Origin of the sequence: Pseudomonas putida W15Oct28 (assembly GCF_000708715.2) — a bacterium.
GTDB lineage: Bacteria > Pseudomonadota > Gammaproteobacteria > Pseudomonadales > Pseudomonadaceae > Aquipseudomonas > Aquipseudomonas putida_R.
Genome location: NZ_JENB01000009.1, coordinates 125,116 through 146,474, shown reverse-complemented (window position 1 = coordinate 146,474; position 21,359 = coordinate 125,116). Strand labels below are relative to the sequence as shown.

The 21,359-nt window shown below is 63.1% G+C and carries 19 protein-coding genes and 1 riboswitch; of the genes, 7 read left to right on the top strand and 12 right to left on the bottom strand.

Features of this window, described 5'->3' with window-relative positions; translation table 11 throughout:
* Nucleotides 1–2: 2 nt before the first annotated feature.
* Both AK81_RS08525 and AK81_RS08520 read right to left on the bottom strand, forming a co-directional pair.
* Nucleotides 3–1,409, bottom strand: a complete 1,407-nt coding sequence (locus AK81_RS08525) for an adenosylmethionine--8-amino-7-oxononanoate transaminase (protein WP_043198260.1) — start codon at nucleotides 1,407–1,409, stop codon at nucleotides 3–5.
* 79 nt (nucleotides 1,410–1,488) lie between these two features.
* On the bottom strand, nucleotides 1,489–1,980 hold the full coding sequence (locus tag AK81_RS08520) for a hypothetical protein (RefSeq protein ID WP_043198259.1): 492 nt from the start codon (nucleotides 1,978–1,980) through the stop codon (nucleotides 1,489–1,491).
* 211 nt (nucleotides 1,981–2,191) lie between these two features.
* Between AK81_RS08520 and AK81_RS08515 the strand changes: the two genes are divergently transcribed.
* From AK81_RS08515 to AK81_RS08505, 3 genes are all read left to right on the top strand, one after another.
* Nucleotides 2,192–4,054 carry a flavin monoamine oxidase family protein gene (locus AK81_RS08515; RefSeq protein WP_043198255.1) on the top strand — a complete coding sequence of 621 codons (1,863 nt, stop codon included), beginning with the start codon at nucleotides 2,192–2,194 and terminating at the stop codon, nucleotides 4,052–4,054.
* A 256-nt stretch (nucleotides 4,055–4,310) separates the two neighbouring features.
* Nucleotides 4,311–4,862 carry a cytochrome b gene (locus AK81_RS08510; protein ID WP_043198254.1) on the top strand — a complete coding sequence of 184 codons (552 nt, stop codon included), beginning with the start codon at nucleotides 4,311–4,313 and terminating at the stop codon, nucleotides 4,860–4,862.
* A gap of 34 nt (nucleotides 4,863–4,896) precedes the next feature.
* The gene (locus tag AK81_RS08505; protein ID WP_043198252.1) at nucleotides 4,897–5,475 is read left to right on the top strand and encodes a YceI family protein; all 579 of its coding nucleotides are present in this window, start codon (nucleotides 4,897–4,899) and stop codon (nucleotides 5,473–5,475) included.
* A 93-nt stretch (nucleotides 5,476–5,568) separates the two neighbouring features.
* Here the strand turns inward: AK81_RS08505 and AK81_RS08500 are convergent, their stop codons facing one another.
* The 5 genes from AK81_RS08500 to ahcY form a co-directional block, all read right to left on the bottom strand.
* Entirely contained in the window at nucleotides 5,569–7,473 is a 1,905-nt protein-coding gene (locus AK81_RS08500; RefSeq protein WP_043198251.1) for a DEAD/DEAH box helicase, read from the bottom strand.
* Nucleotides 7,474–7,690: 217 nt separating this feature from the next.
* Complete coding sequence (locus tag AK81_RS08495) at nucleotides 7,691–8,479, bottom strand: substrate-binding periplasmic protein (RefSeq protein ID WP_043198249.1); 789 nt, start codon at nucleotides 8,477–8,479, stop codon at nucleotides 7,691–7,693.
* A gap of 229 nt (nucleotides 8,480–8,708) precedes the next feature.
* On the bottom strand, nucleotides 8,709–9,785 hold the full coding sequence (locus AK81_RS08490; protein WP_043198246.1) for a hypothetical protein: 1,077 nt from the start codon (nucleotides 9,783–9,785) through the stop codon (nucleotides 8,709–8,711).
* Between the two features lie 91 nt (nucleotides 9,786–9,876).
* On the bottom strand, nucleotides 9,877–10,722 hold the full coding sequence (gene metF, locus AK81_RS08485) for a methylenetetrahydrofolate reductase [NAD(P)H] (protein WP_043198245.1): 846 nt from the start codon (nucleotides 10,720–10,722) through the stop codon (nucleotides 9,877–9,879).
* A gap of 109 nt (nucleotides 10,723–10,831) precedes the next feature.
* Nucleotides 10,832–12,241 carry an adenosylhomocysteinase gene (ahcY, locus tag AK81_RS08480; RefSeq protein ID WP_043198243.1) on the bottom strand — a complete coding sequence of 470 codons (1,410 nt, stop codon included), beginning with the start codon at nucleotides 12,239–12,241 and terminating at the stop codon, nucleotides 10,832–10,834.
* A 21-nt stretch (nucleotides 12,242–12,262) separates the two neighbouring features.
* A riboswitch (S-adenosyl-L-homocysteine riboswitch) is annotated at nucleotides 12,263–12,359 on the bottom strand.
* A gap of 178 nt (nucleotides 12,360–12,537) precedes the next feature.
* Between ahcY and AK81_RS08475 the strand changes: the two genes are divergently transcribed.
* Entirely contained in the window at nucleotides 12,538–12,939 is a 402-nt protein-coding gene (locus AK81_RS08475) for an acyl-CoA thioesterase (RefSeq protein ID WP_016489524.1), read from the top strand.
* Nucleotides 12,940–13,056: 117 nt separating this feature from the next.
* On the opposite strand, the gene AK81_RS08470 is transcribed toward AK81_RS08475, so the two are convergent.
* Complete coding sequence (locus tag AK81_RS08470) at nucleotides 13,057–14,292, bottom strand: cation:proton antiporter (RefSeq protein WP_043198241.1); 1,236 nt, start codon at nucleotides 14,290–14,292, stop codon at nucleotides 13,057–13,059.
* Between the two features lie 290 nt (nucleotides 14,293–14,582).
* On the opposite strand from AK81_RS08470, the gene AK81_RS08465 reads away from it, so the two are divergent.
* On the top strand, nucleotides 14,583–15,416 hold the full coding sequence (locus AK81_RS08465; RefSeq protein ID WP_043198240.1) for a DMT family transporter: 834 nt from the start codon (nucleotides 14,583–14,585) through the stop codon (nucleotides 15,414–15,416).
* 27 nt (nucleotides 15,417–15,443) lie between these two features.
* Nucleotides 15,444–15,830, top strand: a complete 387-nt coding sequence (locus tag AK81_RS08460; protein ID WP_043198239.1) for an MAPEG family protein — start codon at nucleotides 15,444–15,446, stop codon at nucleotides 15,828–15,830.
* A gap of 111 nt (nucleotides 15,831–15,941) precedes the next feature.
* On the opposite strand, the gene mltA is transcribed toward AK81_RS08460, so the two are convergent.
* Entirely contained in the window at nucleotides 15,942–17,093 is a 1,152-nt protein-coding gene (gene mltA, locus AK81_RS08455; RefSeq protein WP_043198238.1) for a murein transglycosylase A, read from the bottom strand.
* A 119-nt stretch (nucleotides 17,094–17,212) separates the two neighbouring features.
* Between mltA and AK81_RS08450 the strand changes: the two genes are divergently transcribed.
* Complete coding sequence (locus AK81_RS08450; protein ID WP_043198236.1) at nucleotides 17,213–17,659, top strand: c-type cytochrome; 447 nt, start codon at nucleotides 17,213–17,215, stop codon at nucleotides 17,657–17,659.
* 128 nt (nucleotides 17,660–17,787) lie between these two features.
* On the opposite strand, the gene AK81_RS08445 is transcribed toward AK81_RS08450, so the two are convergent.
* The 3 genes from AK81_RS08445 to metK form a co-directional block, all read right to left on the bottom strand.
* On the bottom strand, nucleotides 17,788–18,180 hold the full coding sequence (locus AK81_RS08445) for a DUF1090 domain-containing protein (protein WP_043198235.1): 393 nt from the start codon (nucleotides 18,178–18,180) through the stop codon (nucleotides 17,788–17,790).
* Between the two features lie 147 nt (nucleotides 18,181–18,327).
* Nucleotides 18,328–20,013 (bottom strand): NAD-dependent DNA ligase LigB, encoded by a 1,686-nt coding sequence (ligB, locus tag AK81_RS08440; RefSeq protein ID WP_043198233.1) that lies wholly within the window; start codon nucleotides 20,011–20,013, stop codon nucleotides 18,328–18,330.
* Nucleotides 20,014–20,158: 145 nt separating this feature from the next.
* Nucleotides 20,159–21,349 carry a methionine adenosyltransferase gene (gene metK / locus AK81_RS08435; protein WP_043198231.1) on the bottom strand — a complete coding sequence of 397 codons (1,191 nt, stop codon included), beginning with the start codon at nucleotides 21,347–21,349 and terminating at the stop codon, nucleotides 20,159–20,161.
* Between the last annotated feature and the right edge of the window lie 10 nt (nucleotides 21,350–21,359).

Here is a 21,359-nt window from a genome sequence, read left to right as displayed (position 1 = left end):
GCTTAGCCCGGGTCGCGGAAGTCGGGGTGGAAGTTGGCCGGCACGGCAACGCTGACGCTGTCGCGGGTAGCGATGTCGATGCCTTCGCTGGCCACCTCGGCCAGGAAGTCGATCTGCTCCGGGGTGATCACGTACGGCGGCAGGAAGTACACCACGCTGCCCAGCGGGCGCAGCAGGGCGCCGCGGGTCAGGGCGTGCTCGAACACCTTCAGGCCACGCCGCTCCTGCCAGGGGTAGGCCACCTTGCCAGCCTTGTCCTTGACCATCTCGATGGCCAGGGCCATACCGGTCTGGCGGATTTCGGCAACGTGAGCATGATCGGCCAGGTGTGCAGTGGCAGTGGCCATGCGCGTGGCCAGGGCCTTGTTGGCTTCGATCACGTTGTCCTGTTCGAAGATGTCCAGGGTCGCCAGCGCCGCAGCGCACGCCAGCGGGTTGCCGGTGTAGCTGTGCGAGTGCAGGAACGCGCGCAGGGTCGGGTAGTCGTCATAGAACGCCTGGTACACCTTGTCGGTGGTCAGGCAGGCGGCCAGCGGCAGGTAGCCACCGGTCAGGGCCTTGGACAGGCACAGGAAGTCCGGGCGGATGCCGGCCTGTTCGCAGGCGAACATCGTGCCGGTGCGGCCAAAGCCCACGGCGATCTCGTCGTGGATCAGGTGCACGTCGTAGCGGTCGCAGGCCTCGCGCAGCAGCTTGAGGTACACCGGGTGGTACATGCGCATGCCGCCAGCACCCTGGATCAGCGGCTCGACGATCACGGCGCTGATCGAGGCGTGGTGCTCGGCCAGGGTCTGCTCCATGGCGGCGAACATGTTGCGCGAGTGCTCTTCCCAGCTCATGCCCTCGGGGCGCAGGTAGCAGTCGGGGCTAGGCACCTTGATGGTATCCAGCAGCAACGCCTTGTAGGTTTCGGTGAACAGGGGCACATCACCTACCGACATGGCGGCGATGGTTTCGCCGTGGTAGCTGTTGGTCAGGGTGACGAAGCGCTTCTTGCCCGGCTGGCCGACGTTCTGCCAGTAGTGGAAGCTCATCTTCAGCGCCACTTCGATGCACGACGAGCCGTTGTCGGCGTAGAACACCCGGTCGAGCCCGGCCGGGGTCATGGCCACCAGGCGCTCGGACAGCTCGATCACCGGCTGGTGGCTGAAACCGGCCAGGATCACGTGCTCCAGCTGGTCGACCTGGTCCTTGATGCGCTGGTTGATGCGCGGGTTGGAGTGGCCGAACACATTGACCCACCAGCTGCTCACCGCGTCCAGGTAGCGCTTGCCTTCGAAGTCCTCCAGCCACACGCCTTCGCCGCGCTTGATCGGGATCAGCGGCAGCTGCTCGTGGTCTTTCATCTGGGTGCAGGGGTGCCACAGGACCTTGAGGTCGCGTTGCATCCACTGATCGTTGAGGCCCATGGGCACTTCTCCTGGCTTTGCGGCGTGGTTCGACCGCGTAAGCCTAAGCAATGCCGCAAGGCAGGACAACCGCTGCCTTTCAATGGCGGTGGGTGCCGGTCCATTCGAGCCGCCGGATGTGCACGGTACCGGCCTGCGAAGTGGAGATGGTCAGGCGGCGGAAGGGGCCGTCGATCAACTGGTGGTAGGGGTGTGTGGCGATGGGGCCCGGGCGCAGGTCGCGAAAACCGCTGCCTTCCACGGTAAGCCAGTAGAAGTTGCGCGGGATCGGGGCGGCCAGGTCGTAATCTATCTTTTCGGCATCGAGCAGCATGTGCAGGTCGTCGCAGAGAAAGTCGCTGACCACGTAGTATTCCAGGCGCAGGCACTCGACTTCCTGGGCAAAGACGATTTCCACATCGCTGTGTTCACCGATGACCAGCTCGGTACCGTCTTCACCCTTGAAGGCTTCATGAAAGCCGGTCCATGAGGTGCTGTTGGAGCGGATAGCCAGGCCAGAGGCCGTATGAAGCGTCTGCTTGTGCCACAGATACTGCCGTTCGACGTGTTGGAAGTGCTCCTCGAAGATCATGCGCTTGCCCTCCTGGCGGGGCTTCTGGCCAGTTTCGCCAGCTTCGCCTGCCGCCGTGTGACATGGCTACTGGCAAAAATGTCAGTTGCCAAAAGGACTTGATGTCACTGCGCTGGCAGGGTGGTCGGACCTGACGTATTCTTAACGCATATCTCTCGGGGCATTCCTGCCTCTCCCTGTTTCTGTAACCCCTGACTCGGAGTTCGCCGACATGGCTGCTGCTTGGGTGCGCCTGTGCGCGTTGGTATTGATTGGTGTCTCCAGCGGCGCCGCGCTGGCAAAGGACAAGACGCCCACGGCGATTGTCGTGGGTGGCGGCCTGGCAGGCCTGACGGCAGCCTACGAGCTGCAGAACAAAGGCTGGCAGGTGACCCTGCTGGAGGCCAAGTCGGGCATGGGCGGGCGTTCGGGCCTGGCCACCAGCGAGTGGATCGGCAATGCCAAGGCGCAGCCGGTGCTCAACCAGTACCTTGACCGTTTCAAGCTTGAAACACTGCCGGCCCCGGAGTTCGTGCGTACCCCCGGTTACCTGATCGACGGTGAGTATTTCAGCGCTACCGACCTGGCCACCAAGCAACCTGCTACCGCCGAAGCGCTCAAGCGCTACGAGAAAACCCTCGATGACCTGGCCCGTTCGATCGATGACCCGCTGAACCCGCAGGCAACCAGCACGCTGTTCGCCCTCGACCAGATCAACGTCTCCACCTGGCTGGACAAACTGCAACTGCCGGCCACCGCCCGTCAGCTGGTCAACCAGCAGATCCGCACCCGTTACGATGAGCCGTCGCGCCTGTCGCTGCTGTATTTCGCCCAGCAGAACCGCGTGTACCGTGGCGTCAGCGACCGCGACCTGCGTGCCGCGCGCCTGCCCGGCGGCAGCCCGGTGCTGGCCCAGGCCTTCGTCAAGCAACTGAAGACCATCAAGACCAGCTCGCCGGTCACCGCCATCGTCCAGGACAAGGATGGCGTAACGGTTAAAGTCGGCAGCGTCGGCTACCAGGCAGATTACCTAGTAATGGCCGTACCGCTGCGTGCCCTGGCCAAGATCCAGATGACCCCGGGCCTGGACAACCAGCACGTGGCGGCGCTCAAAGGCACCAACTATGGCTGGCGCGACCAGCTGATGCTCAAGTTCAAGAAGCCCGTGTGGGAAAGCCGCGCGCGCATGTCGGGCGAAATCTTCAGTAACGCCGGCCTCGGCATGCTGTGGATCGAGCCGGCGCTCAAGGGCGGCGCCAACGTGGTGATCAACCTTTCCGGCGACAACGCCCGCCTGCTGCAGGCGTTCGGCGACAAGCAGATGGTCGACCAGGTGCTGATCCGCCTGCATGCGTTCTATCCGCAGGCCCGTGGTGCCTTCACCGGTTACGAGGTCAAGCGCTACAGCACTGACGCCGGTACCGGCGGCGCCTACCTGGCCTATGGCCCGGGGCAGATCAGCAAATACTGGCGCCTGTGGGAGCGCCCGGTGCAGCGCATCACCTTTGCCGGTGAGCATACCGACGCCCTGTACCCGGGCACCCTGGAAGGCGCCCTGCGCAGTGGCCAGCGTGCGGCCAGCCAGGCACAGGACCTGTTGGCCGGCAAGTCGTTCGACCCCGCCAAGGCGGTGCCGGTTGCGGCAGCAGCAGGTGCGGCGGCGGCCAAGGACAGCAAGGGCGGGTTCTTCTCCAATATGTTTGGTGGTTCGTCCGACAAGGTTGAAAAAGCACCTGTCAAAGCCGAGCCGAAGAAGGTCGATGAGGCCAGGCAGGACAAGCCAGGCTTCTTCAAGCGCCTGTTTGGCGGGGCGCAAACGCCAGAGGTGAAGGCTGAGCCAATCGCCAAGGCCGAGGAAGTGGCGCCAGCACCTGTGCCTGCTCCACAAGCCGCGCCGGCCCCGGTAGCACCCGCACCTGTGGTCAAGGAAGCGGCAGCCAAGCCTGCGGCAACCAAGGCCGCCCCGGCCAAGCATGCGCCCGCGCACAAACCAGCGCACAAACCAGCGCACAAGCCTGCCGAGACCAAGAAGGCGACAGCCAAATCCGAGCCTGCGAAGAAGGCTGTGGCCAATACCCAGGCCAAGGCTGGCTGATTGATCGACAGTGCCGGCCCTTTCGCAGCATAAGGCTGCTCCTACAGGCACCGCATACCCCTGTAGGAGCAGCCTTGTGCTGCGAAGAGGCCAGTACTGGCAACCTCTATTTCCCCGACTATCGTTAATGTTTCCTTAATGGGAAGCTTCCAGAATACATATCGGATTTCTCGATAAACCGAAGCAACTTTTTCCGCTTTTATTCGATACGTTACGCGTTAGTCTGTGCACAGCTTTCACGGGGATACACGCCAACATGCAACTGCGCAATTCACCTTCTCGCTACGGCGTGGTCAGCATCATCCTGCACTGGGGCGTGGCGCTGGCAGTCTTCGGCCTGTTCGGCCTGGGTTTGTGGATGGTCGGCCTCGACTACTACAGCCCCTGGCGCAAAGCCGGCCCGGACCTGCACAAAAGCATCGGCCTGGCGCTGCTGGCGGTGATGCTGCTGCGGGTAGTCTGGCGTTTCATCAGCCCGCCACCACCGGCACCCGCCAACCACGGCGCAGTCACACGCCTGGCGGCCAAGCTGGGCCACCTGGGCCTGTACCTTGGTCTGTTTGCGGTGATGGCTGCCGGTTACCTGATTTCTACCGCCGACGGCGTCGGCATTCCGGTGTTCGGCCTGTTCGAAGTGCCGGCACTGATCAGCGACCTGCCTGACCAGGCAGATGTTGCGGGTGTGATTCATCTCTGGCTGGCCTGGGGCCTGGTGATTTTTGCCGTGCTGCATGCCCTGGCAGCGCTCAAGCACCATTTCATCGACCGTGACGCGACCCTGGCTCGCATGTTGGGCCGCAAAGCTTGACTCTCAACCTCAATTGCATAGGAAGGAAATAAGGATGTTGAAAAAGACTTTTGCCGCTCTGGCGCTCGGTACCGCTCTGCTTTCCGCCGGCCAGGTCATGGCTGCCGAGTACAAGATCGACAAGGAAGGCCAGCACGCGTTCGTCGACTGGAAAATCAGCCACCTGGGCTACAGCTTCATCCACGGTACCTTCAAGGACTTCGACGGCAACTTCACTTGGGATAGCGCCAAGCCAGAAGCCAGCAAGATCAGCGTCGACCTGAAAACCGCCAGCCTGACGTCCAACCATGCCGAGCGTGACAAGCACATCGCCAGCGCCGATTTCCTCGACGTGAAGAAGTACCCTGAAGCCAAGTTCGTCTCCACCGCCGTCAAGTCCACCGGTGAGAAGACCGCTGACGTGACCGGCGACCTGACCCTGCACGGCGTGACCAAGCCGGTCACCTTCAAGGCTACCTTCAACGGTGAAGGCAAGGACCCATGGGGCGGCGAGCGCGCTGGCTTCAACGCCACCACCACCCTTAACCTGAACGACTTCGGCATCAAAGGCCCAGGCCCGTCTTCGCAGACCCTGGACCTGGATATCAGTGTTGAAGGTGTGAAGCAGAAGTAAGCATTGCCTTGGCAATAGAAAACGCCGCCCATTGGGCGGCGTTTTCATTTCCCGTTCAGGGCCCTGACAGGGCCGATACAGGCTACCTCTGGCTCAACCCTTTCGGGTCAACAGGGCAGGGCGCTCACCGCGTGGGCGGCTTGGCAGGTCATCCAGTTGCTCAGGCGTCGGGAAACGGTCGAGTTTGGATTCCTTGCGGATGATCACCGGCTGTTTTTCCGGCTGGCGCTGGTTGCTCACGGCCGGCTCTTGCCGGGCAGCATCGTCACGGGCCGGGCGACCACGGCCACCGCCGCCACCATCACGACGGGCACCGCCACCGTTGTTGGCGCGGGGCGGGCGTTTTTCACCGGTGGCACTGCCACCATTGCGTTGCTGGCCGCCACTGCGAGCTTGGCCCTGGCCCCCAGCGTTGCTGCGTTGGCCGGTACCCTGCGGAGCTTGACCAGCACCACCACCTGGGCGGCGATTGCGGCCCTGGTTCTTGCCTTGGTACGGGCTGACATAGTCGGCGCGGTTGCCGAAGTTGTCGACGTCGTCGTCCAGGAACGCTTCCGGGTCGCGGTTACCCTGTGCTTTAGGCTCGCTGTTGCTGCTGGCCTGCTGCTGTGGCTGGCGCGGTTTCTTGTCACGCGGTTTACGCGCCTGCTGCTTGTCGCCGCTCTTTTCCTTGTCGGCCGGCTTGTCGGCAGCCTGTGGCTTGGCCTTGCCTTTATCCTTGCCCTTGCCCTTGTCCTTGCGGCCGCCGTTGGAGTCTTTAGCACCTTCGCCACGGGCCTGCTGGTTGCGACCGCCACGGCCGTTGCCCTGCGGGCGCTCGCGTACCTCGGGTTTCTCGGCTTCCACCTGGCTGGCGTCAAAGCCCATCAGGTCGCCGTCCGCGATCTTCTGCCGGGTGACCCGTTCGATGCTCTTGAGCAGCTTTTCTTCATCCGGTGCGACCAGCGAAATGGCCTCGCCCGAACGACCGGCGCGGCCAGTACGGCCGATACGGTGTACGTAATCTTCCTCGACATTGGGCAGCTCGAAGTTGACCACGTGGGGCAACTGGTCGATGTCCAGGCCGCGGGCGGCGATGTCGGTGGCGACCAGTACACGCACACTGTTGGCCTTGAAGTCGGCCAAGGCCTTGGTGCGGGCGTTCTGGCTCTTGTTGCCGTGAATCGCGGCGGCGGTCAGGCCTTGCTTTTCCAGGTACTCGGCCAGGCGGTTGGCGCCGTGCTTGGTACGGGTGAACACCAATACCTGTTCCCAGGCACCCAGGGTGATCAGGTGTGCCAGCAGCGCACGCTTGTGGCTGGCGGGCAGGCGATAGACGCGCTGCTCGATACGCTCGACGGTGGTGTTCGGCGGCGTGACCTCGATACGCTCCGGGTTGTGCAGGAGCTTGTCGGCGAGGTCGGTGATGTCTTTGGAGAAAGTGGCCGAGAACAACAGGTTCTGGCGCTTGGATGGCAGGCGTGCCAGTACTTTCTTGACGTCGTGGATGAAGCCCATGTCGAGCATGCGGTCGGCTTCGTCGAGCACCAGGATTTCCACGTGGGCCAGGTCGACCTTGCCTTGGCCGGCCAGGTCGAGCAGGCGGCCCGGGCAGGCAACCAGCACGTCAACGCCTTTGGCAATCGCCTGGACCTGCGGGTTCATGCCAACGCCGCCGAAGATGCAGGCGCTGACCAGTGGCAGGTCACGGGCATAGACCTTGAAGCTGTCGTGCACCTGGGCTGCCAGCTCGCGGGTCGGGGTCAGGACCAGCACGCGCGGCTGGCGCGGGCCGTGACGCTGCGACTTGTCGGGGTGGCCGGCCGGGAACAGGCGCTCGAGAATCGGCAGGGCAAAGCCGCCGGTTTTACCAGTACCTGTCTGTGCGGCAACCATAAGGTCGCGGCCTTGCAACACGGCGGGAATCGCCCGCTGTTGCACGGGGGTCGGCTGGGTATAGCCCGCAGCCTCGATAGCGCGGACAAGAGCCTCGGAGAGACCGAGGGAAGCAAAGGACATGGGCGATCCTGTTCTCGTGTGGGCTGGGCCCGTTGGGATGTTCTGCCTGGCGCGACGGGCATCGGTGGGATGCGATCGCGTCCGGTCCAGCTGGGCTTTCACTGCACATCCGGGAAACGGAGGGTAACGCCTGGGGGCGTCGGTGCCGATCGGGATGCCTGTTGCGAGGCCGAGCGTCCGGGCGTGAGCCGGGCGGGAAGGCCCGAGTATAACAGAGCTATCGCGCTGTGCTGCTTTCCTGCTGCTCAACGGCGTTGAGAATGTTTCCGATGTCGCCTGTGTAACGGTGGCTGATGGCGGCAAAGGCCGGTTCCTGCTTGAAGCGCTGCAGCTCTTCGGCAAAGGCCAGGGCCAGTGTTTCGCGCCCCGGCTTGCGCACCAACCCCAGATATTGTGCCTGGCGGTTGATCACCGGCGGCAGTTCCTCGACTTGCTGTTCCAGGCGCAGATGCCGGATCAGGTAATGCCCAACCCTGCGGTCGGTGATCGCCAGGTCGACACGGCCCAGCATCAGCTTGCCGAAGTTGGCTTCCTGGGTGGGCGCGGCTTCACGCCGAAAATGTGTAGCCTGGTTGAACGCGGCGCCGTAGGCGTAGCCGGGCGAGGTGCCTACGGTGAGGCCCGCGAGGTCGTCCGGCCCGGTCACTGAATGGCGGCGTGCTCGAGCCTGGAACAGCACGAACTCGACCTCCGACAATGGCTCGGGGGCGTACACCAGATAGGGTCTCCGGGCTTCGTTCTGGAAGATGTCCAGAATGCCGTCGGCCAGGCCTTGCTCGATCATTGCCAGGCAGCGCTTCCACGGCAAGAACTGCCATTCCACCTCGACACCCAGGCGTTTGAACACCTCGGTGGTGACCTCGTAATCGATGCCGCGTGGCTGGCCATCGTGCTGATAAATGTAGGGCGCCCAGTCATCGGACACCAGGCGCAGGCGCTCGCCCAGAGCCAACGGGCTCAGGCAGGCGAGCAGCAGGATCCAGAACAGGCGGGCGACGAGTGGCATGGCCGGAGATTACGCGGTCGGCCGAATCAAGGCCAGAGGCCTGATATTCAAAGCGGCCGCGATCCTTTGGGCCAGTTACCTTGCTCGTACACTGAAGGCGCGTGCGATCACTGTGGGAGCGGGCATGCCCGCGAACACCGGCGAAGCCGGTGCCATCTATCGCGTTGACTGCTTCGCGGGCATGCCCGCTCCCACAGGGATTGAGCAAGGCAATGGGTTTGCGGGCGTATCAGCCTTGCGATGTTCTCAGCAGATGCACCTCGATATCTTTGCGCCGTTCACCCAGTGACAGGCGCAACCCGGGGTGACGCAGGCACTGGCGCAGCCGCTCGGGCTCCATGCGGCCATGGCGGGCATTGAGGTTTTCCAGGGCCTTGTCCCACCAGGCCGGTGCGCAGGCGCGGTCGAACTCATTGGGGTAGGGGTAACAGCCATACAGCAGCTCGCGGGCGAACTGGCGTTCGTGGCGGGGCAGGATCAGGCTCAGCGCCTTGTAGCCCAGGCGGTGCAGGGCAGGAGGCCGTGGTAGCTGATCGTTGACCAGCGTGACGTCGGCCAGTGCCGCCTGGCTCAGCGGGTCATGGTCGTGCTTGCGCAACCAGGCCTGGATCTTGGCGCGGAACTGCGCCTTGCGGCTCCAGTAGTGGTGGATGACATCGGTACACTCGGCCAGCTCCAGTTTTCGGTACGCCGCCACCGCCAGGCAGAACTCTTCGAGGGTGTAGGCCTCGCGCGCCAGCGGGTGGAACTCGTCCATCATGTCGATGGAGCGGTCCAGGGTGCTGGCGTCTTCGGCCGTAAGCCCGATTACCCCAGAGTTGACCAGTGACATCTGGCAGTCGGCCAGGCCCCGGGCTTGCAATATGGACAGCAGGTTCTTGTACAGCAGGCACTTCTGGTTTGCGCCATAGCGCGGGCCGATGGCATTGCACAGCAGCTTGCCAGGGGCCACGCGGGCGAACAGCTGCAGCGGCGATGTGCGGAAGAAGGTGTCGGTGTCGATCAGCACTGCCAGCGGGTGTTGCTGCAGCACTTGGCGCAGCAGCACATGCTTGCTGCGAAAATGATAACCGTGTGGGGCGTTCCATGCCTGGCGCGTGGCTTCGTCCAGCAAGTGGACGGTGACGGGCAGTTTGGCGTAGGGCTGCGGGTTGTCGGTGTACACCTGGATGTCCATGGCTTCGGCTGCTGCCGGCCCCAGGTGGGCGAGGGCGCTGACGATGCTGAAGCAGGCTTCCTGATGGTAGGTTGCCGGGCCGAAAGCCAGGTAGACAAGCTGTGGGCGCGATGGCTGGGGATGCTGCATGGCTGGCAAGACCTGTAACCGGAAAATGAATAAGGCTTTAGTCTATGACCAAAGCCTTAATTATTTCTTAAGCATACTTTGCCAAAAAGTTTCAGCGCGGCAGCTTCAGGTTGTTCCAGATCGCCAGGCTCGGCTCGGCCTGGTTCAAGGTGTAGAAGTGCAGGCCCGGTGCGCCGCCTTGCAGCAGCTGTTCGCTCATGCGGGTAATCACTTCTTCGCCAAATGCCTGGATGCTGGCGGTGTCGTCGGCATAGGCTTCCAGCTGCTTGCGGATCCAGCGCGGGATCTCGGCACCACAGGCGTCGGAGAAGCGGGCCAGCTTGCTGTAGTTGGTGATCGGCATGATGCCGGGCACCACCGGGATGTCCACGCCCAGCTTCTGTGCGCGCTCGACGAAGTAGAAGTAGCTGTCGGCGTTGAAGAAGTACTGGGTGATGGCGCTGTCGGCGCCAGCCTTGACCTTGTGCACGAAGTTGGCCAGGTCGGTTTCGAAATTGCGCGCCTGGGGGTGCATTTCCGGGTAGGCGGCCACTTCCAGGTGGAAGTGGTCAGCGGTTTCCTGGCGGATGAACTCGACCAGGTCGCTGGCGTAGCGCAGTTCGCCACTGGCCATGCCCATGCCCGATGGCAGGTCGCCACGCAGGGCAACGATGCGCTTGATGCCGGCAGCCTTGTATTCCGCCAGCAGGGCGCGCAAGTCGTCCTTGGAGTCGCCCACGCACGACAGGTGCGGTGCGGCCGGCACCTTCACTTCGCTCTCCAGCTGCAGCACGGTGTTCAGCGTGCGGTCGCGGGTCGAGCCCCCGGCACCGTAGGTGCAGGAGAAGAAGTCCGGGTTGTAGGTGGCCAGCTGGCGGGCAACGCCCATCAGCTTTTCGTGACCGGCGTCGGTCTTGGTCGGGAAGAACTCGAAACTGTAGCGGCGCTCTTGTGACATTACTCGTTCCTCAAGCAACCTGCTTCAAGGGCAAGGCTGCAAGTAAAAGCCAGGGCGGTGTGGGCCGGCCTGGCTTGGGCATCGTTGCGAAGCGTTGCCTGCGACTACATTAGTAGCGGTAGGCGTGCGGCTTGAACGGGCCTTCGACGGTCACGCCGATGTAGTCGGCTTGCTGCTTGGTCAGCTGAGTGACCACGCCGCCGAAGCCACGGACCATTTCCAGGGCCACTTCTTCGTCGAGCTTCTTCGGCAGCACTTCAACAGTCAGGCGCTCGGCTTTCTTCTCGGCCGACAGGTCGGCGTACTTCTGCTCGAACAGGAAGATCTGTGCCAGTACCTGGTTGGCGAACGAACCGTCCATGATGCGGCTTGGGTGGCCAGTGGCGTTACCCAGGTTGACCAGGCGGCCTTCGGCCAGCAGGATCAGGTAGTCATCGTTCTGCGGGTCGAAGCTGCCAGCGCCGGTGCGGTGGATCTTGTGCACCTGCGGCTTGACCTCTTCCCAGGCCCAGTTCTTGCGCATGAAGGCAGTGTCGATCTCATTGTCGAAGTGGCCGATGTTGCAGACCACGGCACGCTTCTTCAGGGCCTTGAGCATGTTGGCATCGCAGACGTTGACGTTACCGGTGGTGGTGACGATCAGGTCGATCTTGCCCAGCAGGGCCTTGTCGATGCTGGCTTCGGTGCCGTCGTTGATACCGTCGATGAACGGCGAGACCAGCTCGAAGCCGTCCATGCAGGCTTGCATGGCGCAGATCGGGTCAACTTCGGTGACCTTGACGATCATGCCTTCCTGACGCAGGGACTGGGCCGAGCCCTTGCCCACGTCACCGTAGCCGATCACCAGGGCCTGCTTGCCCGACAGCAGGTGGTCGGTACCACGCTTGATGGCGTCGTTCAGGCTGTGACGGCAGCCGTACTTGTTGTCGTTCTTGCTCTTGGTGACCGAGTCGTTGACGTTGATCGCCGGGACTTTCAGCTCGCCCTTGGCCAGCATGTCCAGCAGGCGGTGCACGCCGGTGGTGGTCTCTTCGGTTACACCGTGCACGCGGTCCAGTACCTGCGGGTACTTCTTGTGCAGCAGCTCGGTCAGGTCACCGCCGTCGTCGAGGATCATGTTGGCGTCCCATGGCTGGCCATCTTTCAGGATGGTCTGCTCCAGGCACCACTCGTACTCTTCTTCGGTTTCACCTTTCCAGGCGAAAACCGGGATGCCGGCGGCGGCGATCGATGCGGCGGCCTGGTCTTGAGTCGAGAAGATGTTGCAGGACGACCAGCGCACTTCGGCACCCAGGGCTACCAGGGTTTCAATCAGCACGGCGGTCTGGATGGTCATGTGGATGCAGCCCAGGATCTTCGCACCCTTGAGCGGTTGCTCGGTCAGGTACTTGCGACGCAGGCCCATCAGGGCTGGCATTTCCGATTCGGCGATGATGGTTTCGCGACGGCCCCAGGCGGCCAGGGAGATGTCGGCGACTTTGAAATCGGTGAAACCAGCAGGCGTGTTTACAGCGCTCATGAAGAGCCTCCATTCGTAGTGTGCGAATGGGCGCCGTTGTGCGTTGAGCGTCCGCGGGAGCGGACAACGCCCCATCCGAGCCTGACAGGCCTAGCCTGCTGCAGCGCCCCTCGGACAGGTGGCGGGCATGGCGCCGCAGTGGGCGACCATGTGAAACGGCGCAGATTATAGCCGCGCGCGGCCACTTGCCCAAGGTTTTCTGTCGATTAATCGAGACGATAGTCGATGTTCAATGGAGCGATGGCGGCCGCTCTGCCATCATTGCTACACGTTAGCCAAGCAGGTCAGGAGTACAGATGAACTTTCACACCCGCAAGTGGGTTAAACCCGAAGACCTCAACCCCAATGGCACCCTGTTCGGTGGCAGCCTGTTGCGCTGGATCGACGAAGAGGCGGCCATCTACGCCATCGTCCAGCTGGGCAACCAGCGCGTCGTGACCAAGTACATATCGGAAATCAACTTCGTCAGTGCTTCGCGTCAGGGCGACATCATCGAGCTGGGCATCACCGCCACCGAGTTCGGCCGCACCTCGATCACCCTCAAGTGCGAAGTGCGCAACAAGATCACCCGCAAGAGCATTTTGACCGTCGACAAGATGGTGTTCGTCAACCTGGGTGATGATGGCTTGCCGGCAGCGCACGGGCGTACCGAGATCAAGTATGTCCAGGACCAGTTCCCGGATTCGGCAGTCGAGTGATTTTTTGGGGCTGCTCTGCAGCCCATCGCGACACAAGGCCGCTCCTACAGGCAATCGCATTCTCCTTGTGGGAGCGGCCTTGTGTCGCGATTGGGCCGCAAAGCGGCCCCAGCATTCTCAAGGTTGTACGCTGACCTTGCGCACCACCCGCCCGATGCTCAAACCCTGCACCAGGATCGACGACAACACCACGATGTAGGTGATCGACAGCAGCAGGTCCCGCTCCTCGCCCAGTGGCAGCGACAGCGCCAGGGCCACCGACACCCCGCCACGCAGGCCACCCCAGGTCAACACCCGCACCGTGCCTTTCGGCACCGGCCGCCAGCGGCGCAGCAACACAATGGCCGGCGCCACGGTCAGCAGCCGCGACAGCAGCACTGCCAGCGCCAGCACGCTGCCGGCCGCCAGGTGCATCCAGTTGAACGGCAACAGCAGCAGCTCCAGGCCGATCAGCGCGAACAGCAGGGCGTTGAGCATGTCATCGATCAGTTCCCAGAAACCGTCCATGTAGCGACGGGTCATGTCGTTCATCGCCAGGTTGCGCCCCAGGTTGCCGATGATCAGGCCGGCCACCACCATGGCGATCGGCGCCGAAACGTGCAGCTCGTAGCACATGGCCGAGCCGCCGATGACCAGTGCCAGCGTCAGCATGACTTCCACCTGGTACTGCTCGATGCTCTTGATCATGCGGTAGGTGGCGTAGCCGATCAGGCCACCAAAGACCACGCCGCCGATGGCCTCGCGGGCGAACAGGATCGCCGTGTCGGTCATGCTCGGCGTTTCACCCAGCTGGATGATGCCCAGCAACACGGTGAACACCACGACTGCGGTGCCGTCGTTGAACAGCGATTCGCCGACGATGGTGGTTTTCAGCGGTTTGGAGGCGTTGGCGGTACGCAGCGCGCCCAGCACGGCAATCGGGTCGGTGGGCGAGATCAGCGCACCGAACAGCAGGCAGTAGATCAGCGGCACTTGCCAGCCAAACATCGCGAATACCCAGTGCGACAGGTAGCCGATGACCACGGTGGCGATGAGCACCCCGATCGTCGCCAGCAAGCCGATCGGCCAGCGGTAACTGCGCAAATCGCTGAGGTTCACGTGCAAGGCGCCGGCAAACAGCAGGAACGCCAGCATCCAGTGCATCAGCAGGTCGTTGAAATCGATCTGGTTCATCAGCCCTTCGACGCGTTCTTCCAGGCCAGGGAAGCCGATCAGGCTCAGGCCCTGCAGCATCAGGGAGAACAGCAGTGCCGTGACCATCACGCCGATGGCGGGGGGCAGGCCGATGAAACGGTAATTTACATAGGTAAGGAGGGTGGTGAGGCAGATAAACGCGGCAACTAATTCAAGCATCCCGAATCCTGTGACAGTGGCTTCCAAGTCGTTACCCGAATGACTCGGGCAGTTCTTTGATGACCTTGCGCGGGGTTCGGGACACAGGGTTTGACCCAATTAGTCCAAATCGTTCCCGTAACAGTCTGCACTGGTTACCCTGTGGGAGCGGGCGTGCCCGCGAACACCGGCAAAGCCGGTGCCATACACCGAGTTGCATGCTTCGCGGGCATGCCCGCTCCCACAAAGTGGACGGTCCCCCTGCACGCTGTAATATTCACAGCCATAAAAAGCTATAAGGATAAGAAGGCGTGTTGGCAACATCCCTGGTGCTGGTCGCCGCCCTGCTGCATGCGACGTGGAATACCCTGATCAAATTCAGCGGCGAGCGCTTGCTGGTGATCGCCAGCATGGACACGGTGGCGCTGGTGTTCGCAGTGCTGGCTGTGGCCTTCGTCGATCTGCCGCCGGCGCAGATATGGCCCTGGCTGATAGCCTCGGCGCTGGCCGAGCAGCTGTACCGCTACCTGCTGATCAAGGCCTACCGCGTGGGCGACCTGGGGCTGGTCTATCCTCTGATGCGCGGGCTGTCGCCGCTGGTGGTGCTGGGGCTGACGCTGGCCTTTGCCGGGGAGTCGCTGAGCCAGCAGCAGATCATCGGCATCCTGCTGATCCCCTGTGGCATGGCCTGCCTGTTGTGGCAGGGCGGCGGCGGTGACCGGCTGCCCTGGTCGATGCTGCCGGTGGTGGCCCTGATCGGCCTGTGCATCGGCTGCTACACCTGGTTCGACGGCCAGGCCGTGCGCTTGTGGGGCAAACCGTGGGACTACCTGGTATGGCTGACCCTGCTCAGTGCCTGGCAATTCCCGCTGTTGGCCAGTGTGGCGCGGCGGGCACCGTTCGCCCTGTTCTGGCGAACGCAATGGCGCCTGGGGCTGGCGGTAGGGTTTTGCGTATTGTTCAGTTATGCCCTGGTGTTGTGGGCCATGCACCTGGGGTCGGTGGCCGAGGCGGCCGCATTGCGGGAGTTGAGCGTGATCCTGGTGGTGCTGCTGGGTATGCGCTACCTCAAAGAACCTTTTGGCGGGCCGAGACTCCTAGCTTGCGGGCTGGTCCTGGCTGGCATGCTGGTGATGAAGCTCTAACCCATTTTTGAACAAGGAGTCCTGAGCATGACCGTTGCCCTGTGGTGCATCCTGATCGCGCTGCTGCTGAACCCGCTTTGTGCCTTGATCGCCAAGGTGAGCAGCGGCCGGTTCGGCCTCAAGGACAATCACGACCCTCGCGCCTTCCTTGATACCTTGGCGGGCCTGCCGCGGCGTGCCCATGCTGCCCAGCAGAATGGCTACGAGGCCTTCCCGGCATTTGCGGCTGCGGTGCTGGTGGCGGATATCGTCGGCAATGCCGAGCAGGTGACGCAGGATGTGCTGGGGGTGATGTACATCACCAGCCGCTTGCTTTACATCATCTGCTACCTGGCCGATTGGGCGGCCTTGCGCTCGCTGGTGTGGTTTGCCGGGTTGGCAATTATCGTGTCGTTCTTCGCGGTTTCTGTCTGAAACCGGGTTGCCTTCTTCGCGGGCTTGCCCGCTCCCACGGGTACACCACAGCCCTTGAGTACTGTGGTGTACCCGTGGGAGCGGGCAAGCCCGCGAAGAATCCACCGCCGATCAAGGTACCTTAGGTACCTCAGGCAGTGGCTTGCCGTTAGGCCAAAGCATCCAGATCTGCCCCTGCTGCTTCATGTTCCCGGCCAGCTCGCCGGCTTCCGGCCCGGTGCCCCAGAACAGGTCGGCACGCACCTCACCCGCAATCGCCCCACCGGTGTCCTGCGCACCCACCGGGCGCACTACCGGCGAGCCATCGGGACGAGTGGTGGAAAGCCACAGCAGGCTCCCCAGCGGAATCACCTTGCGGTCGATGGCCACGCTGTAGCCCGCTGTCAGCGGCACGTTCAGTGAACCGCGCGGGCCTTCGTTGCTGTCCGGGCGGGTGCTGAAGAACACATAGCTGGGGTTGCTGGCCAGCAGTTCCGGTACGCGCTGTGGGTTGGCCTGGGCCCAGGCATGAATGGCACCCATGCTCACTTCTTCTTTTTTCAGCTGGCCCTGTTCCACCAGCCAGCGGCCAATCGGCCGGTAGGGGTGGCCGTTCTGGTCGGCGTAGCCCAGGCGCAGCTGACGGCCGTCCTCCAGTTGTACCCGGCCCGAACCCTGGATCTGCAGGAACTGCAGGTCCATCGGGTCGGTCAGCCAGGCCAGCACCGGTGCCTTGACGCCGTTACGGTTGATCACTTCGGCAGTGTCGTACGGCTTGAGTACCCGGCCATCAAGCCGACCGCGCAGGCGCTTGCCCTTCAGCTCGGGGTACACGCTGGCCAGGTCGACCACGATCATGTCATCCGGGGTGCCATAGACCGCAACATGGTTGGTTGCCGATTGGCTCAGGCTGCCGGGGTAGACCGGCTCGTAGTAGCCGGTAATCAGGCCGTTGGCGTTGTTCTCGGCAGAGCGCAGGCCATAAACCTGCAGGTTCTGTTCAAGGAAAGTACGCACCTGGGCGGCGCTCGCCGTGTCGCTGCCGGCCGCTTCGCAGGTGGCGGCCCACACCGGGTCGCGCTTGAGCTTCTCACAGCCGCTGCGCCAGGCGTAGAAGCCGGCCAGCAGGTCTTCGTCGCTGACTGCGGGCAGGTCTTTCCACGTGGCCGGGGCGTAGGTGGCAATGGCGTGGGGCTCGGGCTTGGCGCTTTCGCCGCCGTTGCAGCCGGCCAGCAAAGCCAGTACCGGGAGTGTCCAGGCCAGGTGGCGCAGGGCAGATTTCATGTGTGCATTCCTGTCATGGGCGAACATGAAGATTCGCCCCTGTTTTTTATGTGGCTATTGGTGTTTGGCCCTTGGGCAGCGATACTGGCCGCCCATTTGCGTAGGCCGAAGTGAGCGTGATGTTGAAGCGATTGACCGTTGTTCTGCTGGCAGCCCTGGCCCTGAGTGGTTGTGACCGGGTTGACCCGAACTCGCCACTGGGCAAACGCAAGGTGATCTTCAAGGACATGCTCAAGACCAGCGAAGACCTGGGCGGCATGCTGCGTGGCCGGTTGCCGTTCGACGGGCTGAAGTTTGCCGACGGTGCGCTGAAGCTGGACAGCCTGTCGCACCAGCCCTGGCAGCACTTTCCACAGGTACGTGATGAGGGCGACAGCGCCGCGCGCCCCGAGGTATGGGAGCGCCAGGCGCGTTTTCATGACCTGGCCCGGCAGCTGGAAAGCGTCACGGGCGAACTGGTCGATGTCAGCCGCAGCCAGCCGCTGGACGCTGCGCAATTGAAGGCGCCGATGGACAAGGTCGAAGCGGCGTGCAAGGCGTGCCATACCGAGTTTCGTAATCATTGATGGCCTGCTGTGGCCGCATCGCCGGCAAGCCAGCTCCCACAGGTACTGCGCAGTAATTGAAGGCAGTGTGATACCTGTGGGAGCTGGCTTGCCGGCGATGAGGCCAGTAAGGGCAACGCGAATCGCTGTCAGCGATCCAGATCGTCCACGGCTTCCTGCAATTCTTTACGCGATTCGGCCAGCTTGTCCTTGCGCTTGTTGATTTTCTCGGCGTCGCCTTTTTTCTCGGCTTTCTTCAGGTCTTTTTCCCGCTGCGCCACTTCGTGACGTGCATCGAGCACCTTCTGCTCACGCTCTTTGCGCAGGCTGGCATCGGTGCAGTTGTCCACGCCGCGCAGTGCTTCTTCCAGCCCTGCTTCCTGGTCGCTGTTGCCGTGGTCGCGGGCAATTTTCAGCTGGTTCTCGATGGCGCTGCGCTTGGCTGCACAACCGGTCAGGCCAGGCTCCGGCTGGGCAGCTTGCACGGCGCCTGCAGCCAGACCCAGTGATGCGAGCAGGAAAAGAGTCGAAATACGTTTCATAAAAAGCCTCCTGAACGGGGCGGGGCAGCAAAAGTTGGTGGAAATCCTGCCTTGGTTTTGCCTATTTAGAAACCCTTGGTGAGGTTTTCCGGCTGAATCTCGGGTTTTTCTTACAAGTAAATTGGTAAAAAATCATTGCTCAATGGGCTAGGGCGTGGCGAGGAACCCTTCTATGCCGGCTTCCGCCAGCCGTGCGGCAATGGCCTGCACCTCATTTTCTGCGAAGAAATCCACAAGTTGGCGCGAGCGTTTTGCACCGATGCCGGGCACGCTTTGCCATTGCTCGGCACTGCGTGAGGCCAGCTCTGCCCAGTCGCCTGTCAATTGCAGATGCTTGCTGAGGGGCGCGCCAACACCGCGCAGCCACTGATCGAAGGAGCGTGAGCGGGCCTCGTCGAAGCTGCCCAGCAGCTGTGCCGCCGTGAGGCTGCTGATTCCGGGTACCTGCTGCAGGCGCTCGGCATCGAGCAGCAGCCAATCGGTCATCGACGTTACCAGGCCAGCTTCGACCAGCCGACGCCATGTGCCAGGGCCGGTGCGCGGCAAGGCCAGGCCCTGCTTGCCGCCAAGCCAGGTGAGCCGGGCAATGAGTTGTTCCTCACAGCCCTCGCTGGCCCGCCAGCAGCTGTGGGCATGATGCTGGTCGGGTGCAGGCACGGCCAGTGGCTGGCGCTCGACAGCGCGGTGCACAACGTGGTCCAGGCGTGGAATGGTCAGCCCGGCAAGGCTGATGGCCACCTGGTCGCCGGGGCGAATATCCCAGGCTTGCCAGCGCGCCAGCGAGCCAAGGCTTACCTGGGTAATGCGCCGGTCATCGAGGGTTACCGGCTGCACATGCACAATGGGCGTGACCCTGCCGGTGCGGCCAACCCGAAAGCGCACGTCGCGTACTTCGGCCAAGGCTTGCACAAAGGGGTATTTCCAGGCCGCGATCCAGTACGGCGCCTTGGCCTGCCAGCGCTGGGCGGGCGGCCGGCTGCCCTGGCGCAGGATCACCCCGTCGGTGGCAAAGGGCAGGGGGGAGCGGTACCAGTGCTCACGCCAGTGCGCAGCATCCTGCAGCGTGTCGATGGCGATGCTGTAGTGCTGGCTATCCGGGAAACCCAGTTGTGCCAGCTGTGCGAGGCGTTCGGCCTGTTGGTCGGGGCCCTGCGGCCAGCCCCACACGAACAGGCCGACAGCGTGCCCTTGCTCGACGCTCAGTTGCTTGCGGGCGAGCAGCCCGGCTACGGTGCCGCGGGCGTTGGCGCTGCCTGCCTGGGCTTGCACATGTTGGTCCAGGCGCAGATAAAGCTCACCCTGCAACTGAAGGTCGATTGCCTGAGGCAACTGGCGGGTGATGGTGCCGAGAAGGGGAATGTGTCGGCTCCAGTCATGGCCCTGCACCCCGTCACCGCGGCTTATCAGTTGTACCAGGTGGCCCTTTCGATAGATCAGGGAAACCGCAACACCATCGACCTTGGGTTGTACCCACACTTCGGTCTTGCCTGCCATCCAGCGTTGCACCGCTTGGCGATCGGCCAGCTTTTCGACACCGGTATGCGGCACCGGATGGGTGAGCGGGCCGCCAGCGCTGGCCAAGGGCGACGGGCTGGCCGCGAGGCTAAAACACTGCTGCAGGTACTCCAGACGCTGGCGGCTCTGGTCGTACAGTTCGTCGGCCACCGGCGTGATGCCCTGGCGATGGTACTGGTCGTCCCAGCGGGCAAGTGTGGCCAGCAGTTGCGCGACTTCGGCGTCGATTTGTGGTGGCGTCCAGTCGGGGCACTGTTCAGCCCGGGCCCACGGGGCGTGTAGCAACAGCAACAGGGTGAACAACAGTGTGTACGGCATGGCCAGCATCCTTGCGTGGCGGGCGGGAGCCCCCAGCCTAGGCAGGTTCGCAGGTGCTTGATGCCGCGCGATTGTCAGCCGATATGTCACAAAAAAGCCCCTGCCGATTGCTCGGCAGGGGCTTTCGCCTGGCGCTGTAGGAAACTTACAGGCCGGCAGCGTCACGCAGCGACTGGGCGCGGTCGGTGCGCTCCCAGGTGAAGGTGGTGAAGGTGTCGTCGCCGACAGTCTTCTGCTGCGGCTCGCGGCCGAAGTGGCCGTAGGCAGCGGTTTCCTGGTACATCGGGTGCAGCAGGTCGAGCATGGTGGTGATGGCGTATGGGCGCAGGTCGAAGCACTCACGCACCAGCTGGATGATCTTGTCGTCGGAGACCTTGCCGGTACCGAAGGTGTTGATCGAGATGGAGGTCGGCTGGGCCACGCCAATGGCGTACGACACCTGGATCTCGCAACGCTCGGCCAGGCCGGCGGCAACGATGTTCTTGGCCACGTAGCGGCCGGCGTAGGCGGCGGAACGGTCGACCTTGGACGGGTCCTTGCCGGAGAACGCACCACCACCGTGGCGGGCCATGCCGCCGTAGGAGTCGACGATGATCTTGCGGCCGGTCAGGCCACAGTCACCCACCGGGCCACCGATGATGAAGTTGCCGGTCGGGTTGATGTGGTACTGGGTGCCCTTGTGCAGCAGCTCGGCAGGCAGGGTGTGCTTGACGATCAGCTCCATCACGGCTTCTTGCAGGTCTTTCTGCGACACTTCCGGGTTGTGCTGGGTCGACAGCACCACGGCGTCAATACCGACGACCTTGCCGTTTTCGTAGCGGCAGGTGACCTGCGACTTGGCATCCGGGCGCAGCCACGGCAGCAGGCCGGACTTGCGCGCTTCGGCCTGGCGCTCGACCAGGCGGTGCGAGAAGCAGATCGGTGCTGGCATCAGCACTTCGGTTTCGTTGCTGGCATAGCCAAACATCAGGCCCTGGTCACCGGCGCCCTGGTCTTCTGGCTTGGAGCGGTCTACGCCCTGGGCGATGTCCACCGACTGCTTGCCGATGATGTTCATCACGGCGCAGGTGGCGCCGTCGAAGCCGACGTCGGAGCTGTTGTAGCCGATGTCGATGATGACCTTGCGCACCAGGTCTTCCAGGTCGACCCAGGCCGAGGTGCTGACTTCGCCGGCGATGATGGCGACACCGGTCTTGACCAGGGTTTCGCACGCTACGCGGGCGTATTTGTCCTGAGCGATGATGGCATCAAGGACAGCGTCCGAAATCTGGTCGGCGATCTTGTCCGGATGCCCTTCGGACACGGACTCGGAGGTGAAAAGGGAGTATTCGCTCATCTCGAAGGTT

What these genes read in the sequence shown, in the direction of transcription:
- AK81_RS08505 (WP_043198252.1), top strand. Translation starts at nt 4,897, where the DNA reads ATGTTGAAAAAGACTTTTGCCGCTCTGGCGCTCGGTACCGCTCTGCTT.
- metK (WP_043198231.1), bottom strand. Translation starts at nt 21,349, where the DNA reads ATGAGCGAATACTCCCTTTTCACCTCCGAGTCCGTGTCCGAAGGGCAT.
- AK81_RS08460 (WP_043198239.1), top strand. Translation starts at nt 15,444, where the DNA reads ATGACCGTTGCCCTGTGGTGCATCCTGATCGCGCTGCTGCTGAACCCG.
- metF (WP_043198245.1), bottom strand. Translation starts at nt 10,722, where the DNA reads ATGTCACAAGAGCGCCGCTACAGTTTCGAGTTCTTCCCGACCAAGACC.
- AK81_RS08445 (WP_043198235.1), bottom strand. Translation starts at nt 18,180, where the DNA reads ATGAAACGTATTTCGACTCTTTTCCTGCTCGCATCACTGGGTCTGGCT.
- AK81_RS08450 (WP_043198236.1), top strand. Translation starts at nt 17,213, where the DNA reads ATGTTGAAGCGATTGACCGTTGTTCTGCTGGCAGCCCTGGCCCTGAGT.
- ligB (WP_043198233.1), bottom strand. Translation starts at nt 20,013, where the DNA reads ATGCCGTACACACTGTTGTTCACCCTGTTGCTGTTGCTACACGCCCCG.
- AK81_RS08515 (WP_043198255.1), top strand. Translation starts at nt 2,192, where the DNA reads ATGGCTGCTGCTTGGGTGCGCCTGTGCGCGTTGGTATTGATTGGTGTC.
- AK81_RS08475 (WP_016489524.1), top strand. Translation starts at nt 12,538, where the DNA reads ATGAACTTTCACACCCGCAAGTGGGTTAAACCCGAAGACCTCAACCCC.
- mltA (WP_043198238.1), bottom strand. Translation starts at nt 17,093, where the DNA reads ATGAAATCTGCCCTGCGCCACCTGGCCTGGACACTCCCGGTACTGGCT.
- ahcY (WP_043198243.1), bottom strand. Translation starts at nt 12,241, where the DNA reads ATGAGCGCTGTAAACACGCCTGCTGGTTTCACCGATTTCAAAGTCGCC.
- AK81_RS08525 (WP_043198260.1), bottom strand. Translation starts at nt 1,409, where the DNA reads ATGGGCCTCAACGATCAGTGGATGCAACGCGACCTCAAGGTCCTGTGG.
- AK81_RS08470 (WP_043198241.1), bottom strand. Translation starts at nt 14,292, where the DNA reads ATGCTTGAATTAGTTGCCGCGTTTATCTGCCTCACCACCCTCCTTACC.
- AK81_RS08520 (WP_043198259.1), bottom strand. Translation starts at nt 1,980, where the DNA reads ATGATCTTCGAGGAGCACTTCCAACACGTCGAACGGCAGTATCTGTGG.
- AK81_RS08500 (WP_043198251.1), bottom strand. Translation starts at nt 7,473, where the DNA reads ATGTCCTTTGCTTCCCTCGGTCTCTCCGAGGCTCTTGTCCGCGCTATC.
- AK81_RS08490 (WP_043198246.1), bottom strand. Translation starts at nt 9,785, where the DNA reads ATGCAGCATCCCCAGCCATCGCGCCCACAGCTTGTCTACCTGGCTTTC.
- AK81_RS08495 (WP_043198249.1), bottom strand. Translation starts at nt 8,479, where the DNA reads ATGCCACTCGTCGCCCGCCTGTTCTGGATCCTGCTGCTCGCCTGCCTG.
- AK81_RS08510 (WP_043198254.1), top strand. Translation starts at nt 4,311, where the DNA reads ATGCAACTGCGCAATTCACCTTCTCGCTACGGCGTGGTCAGCATCATC.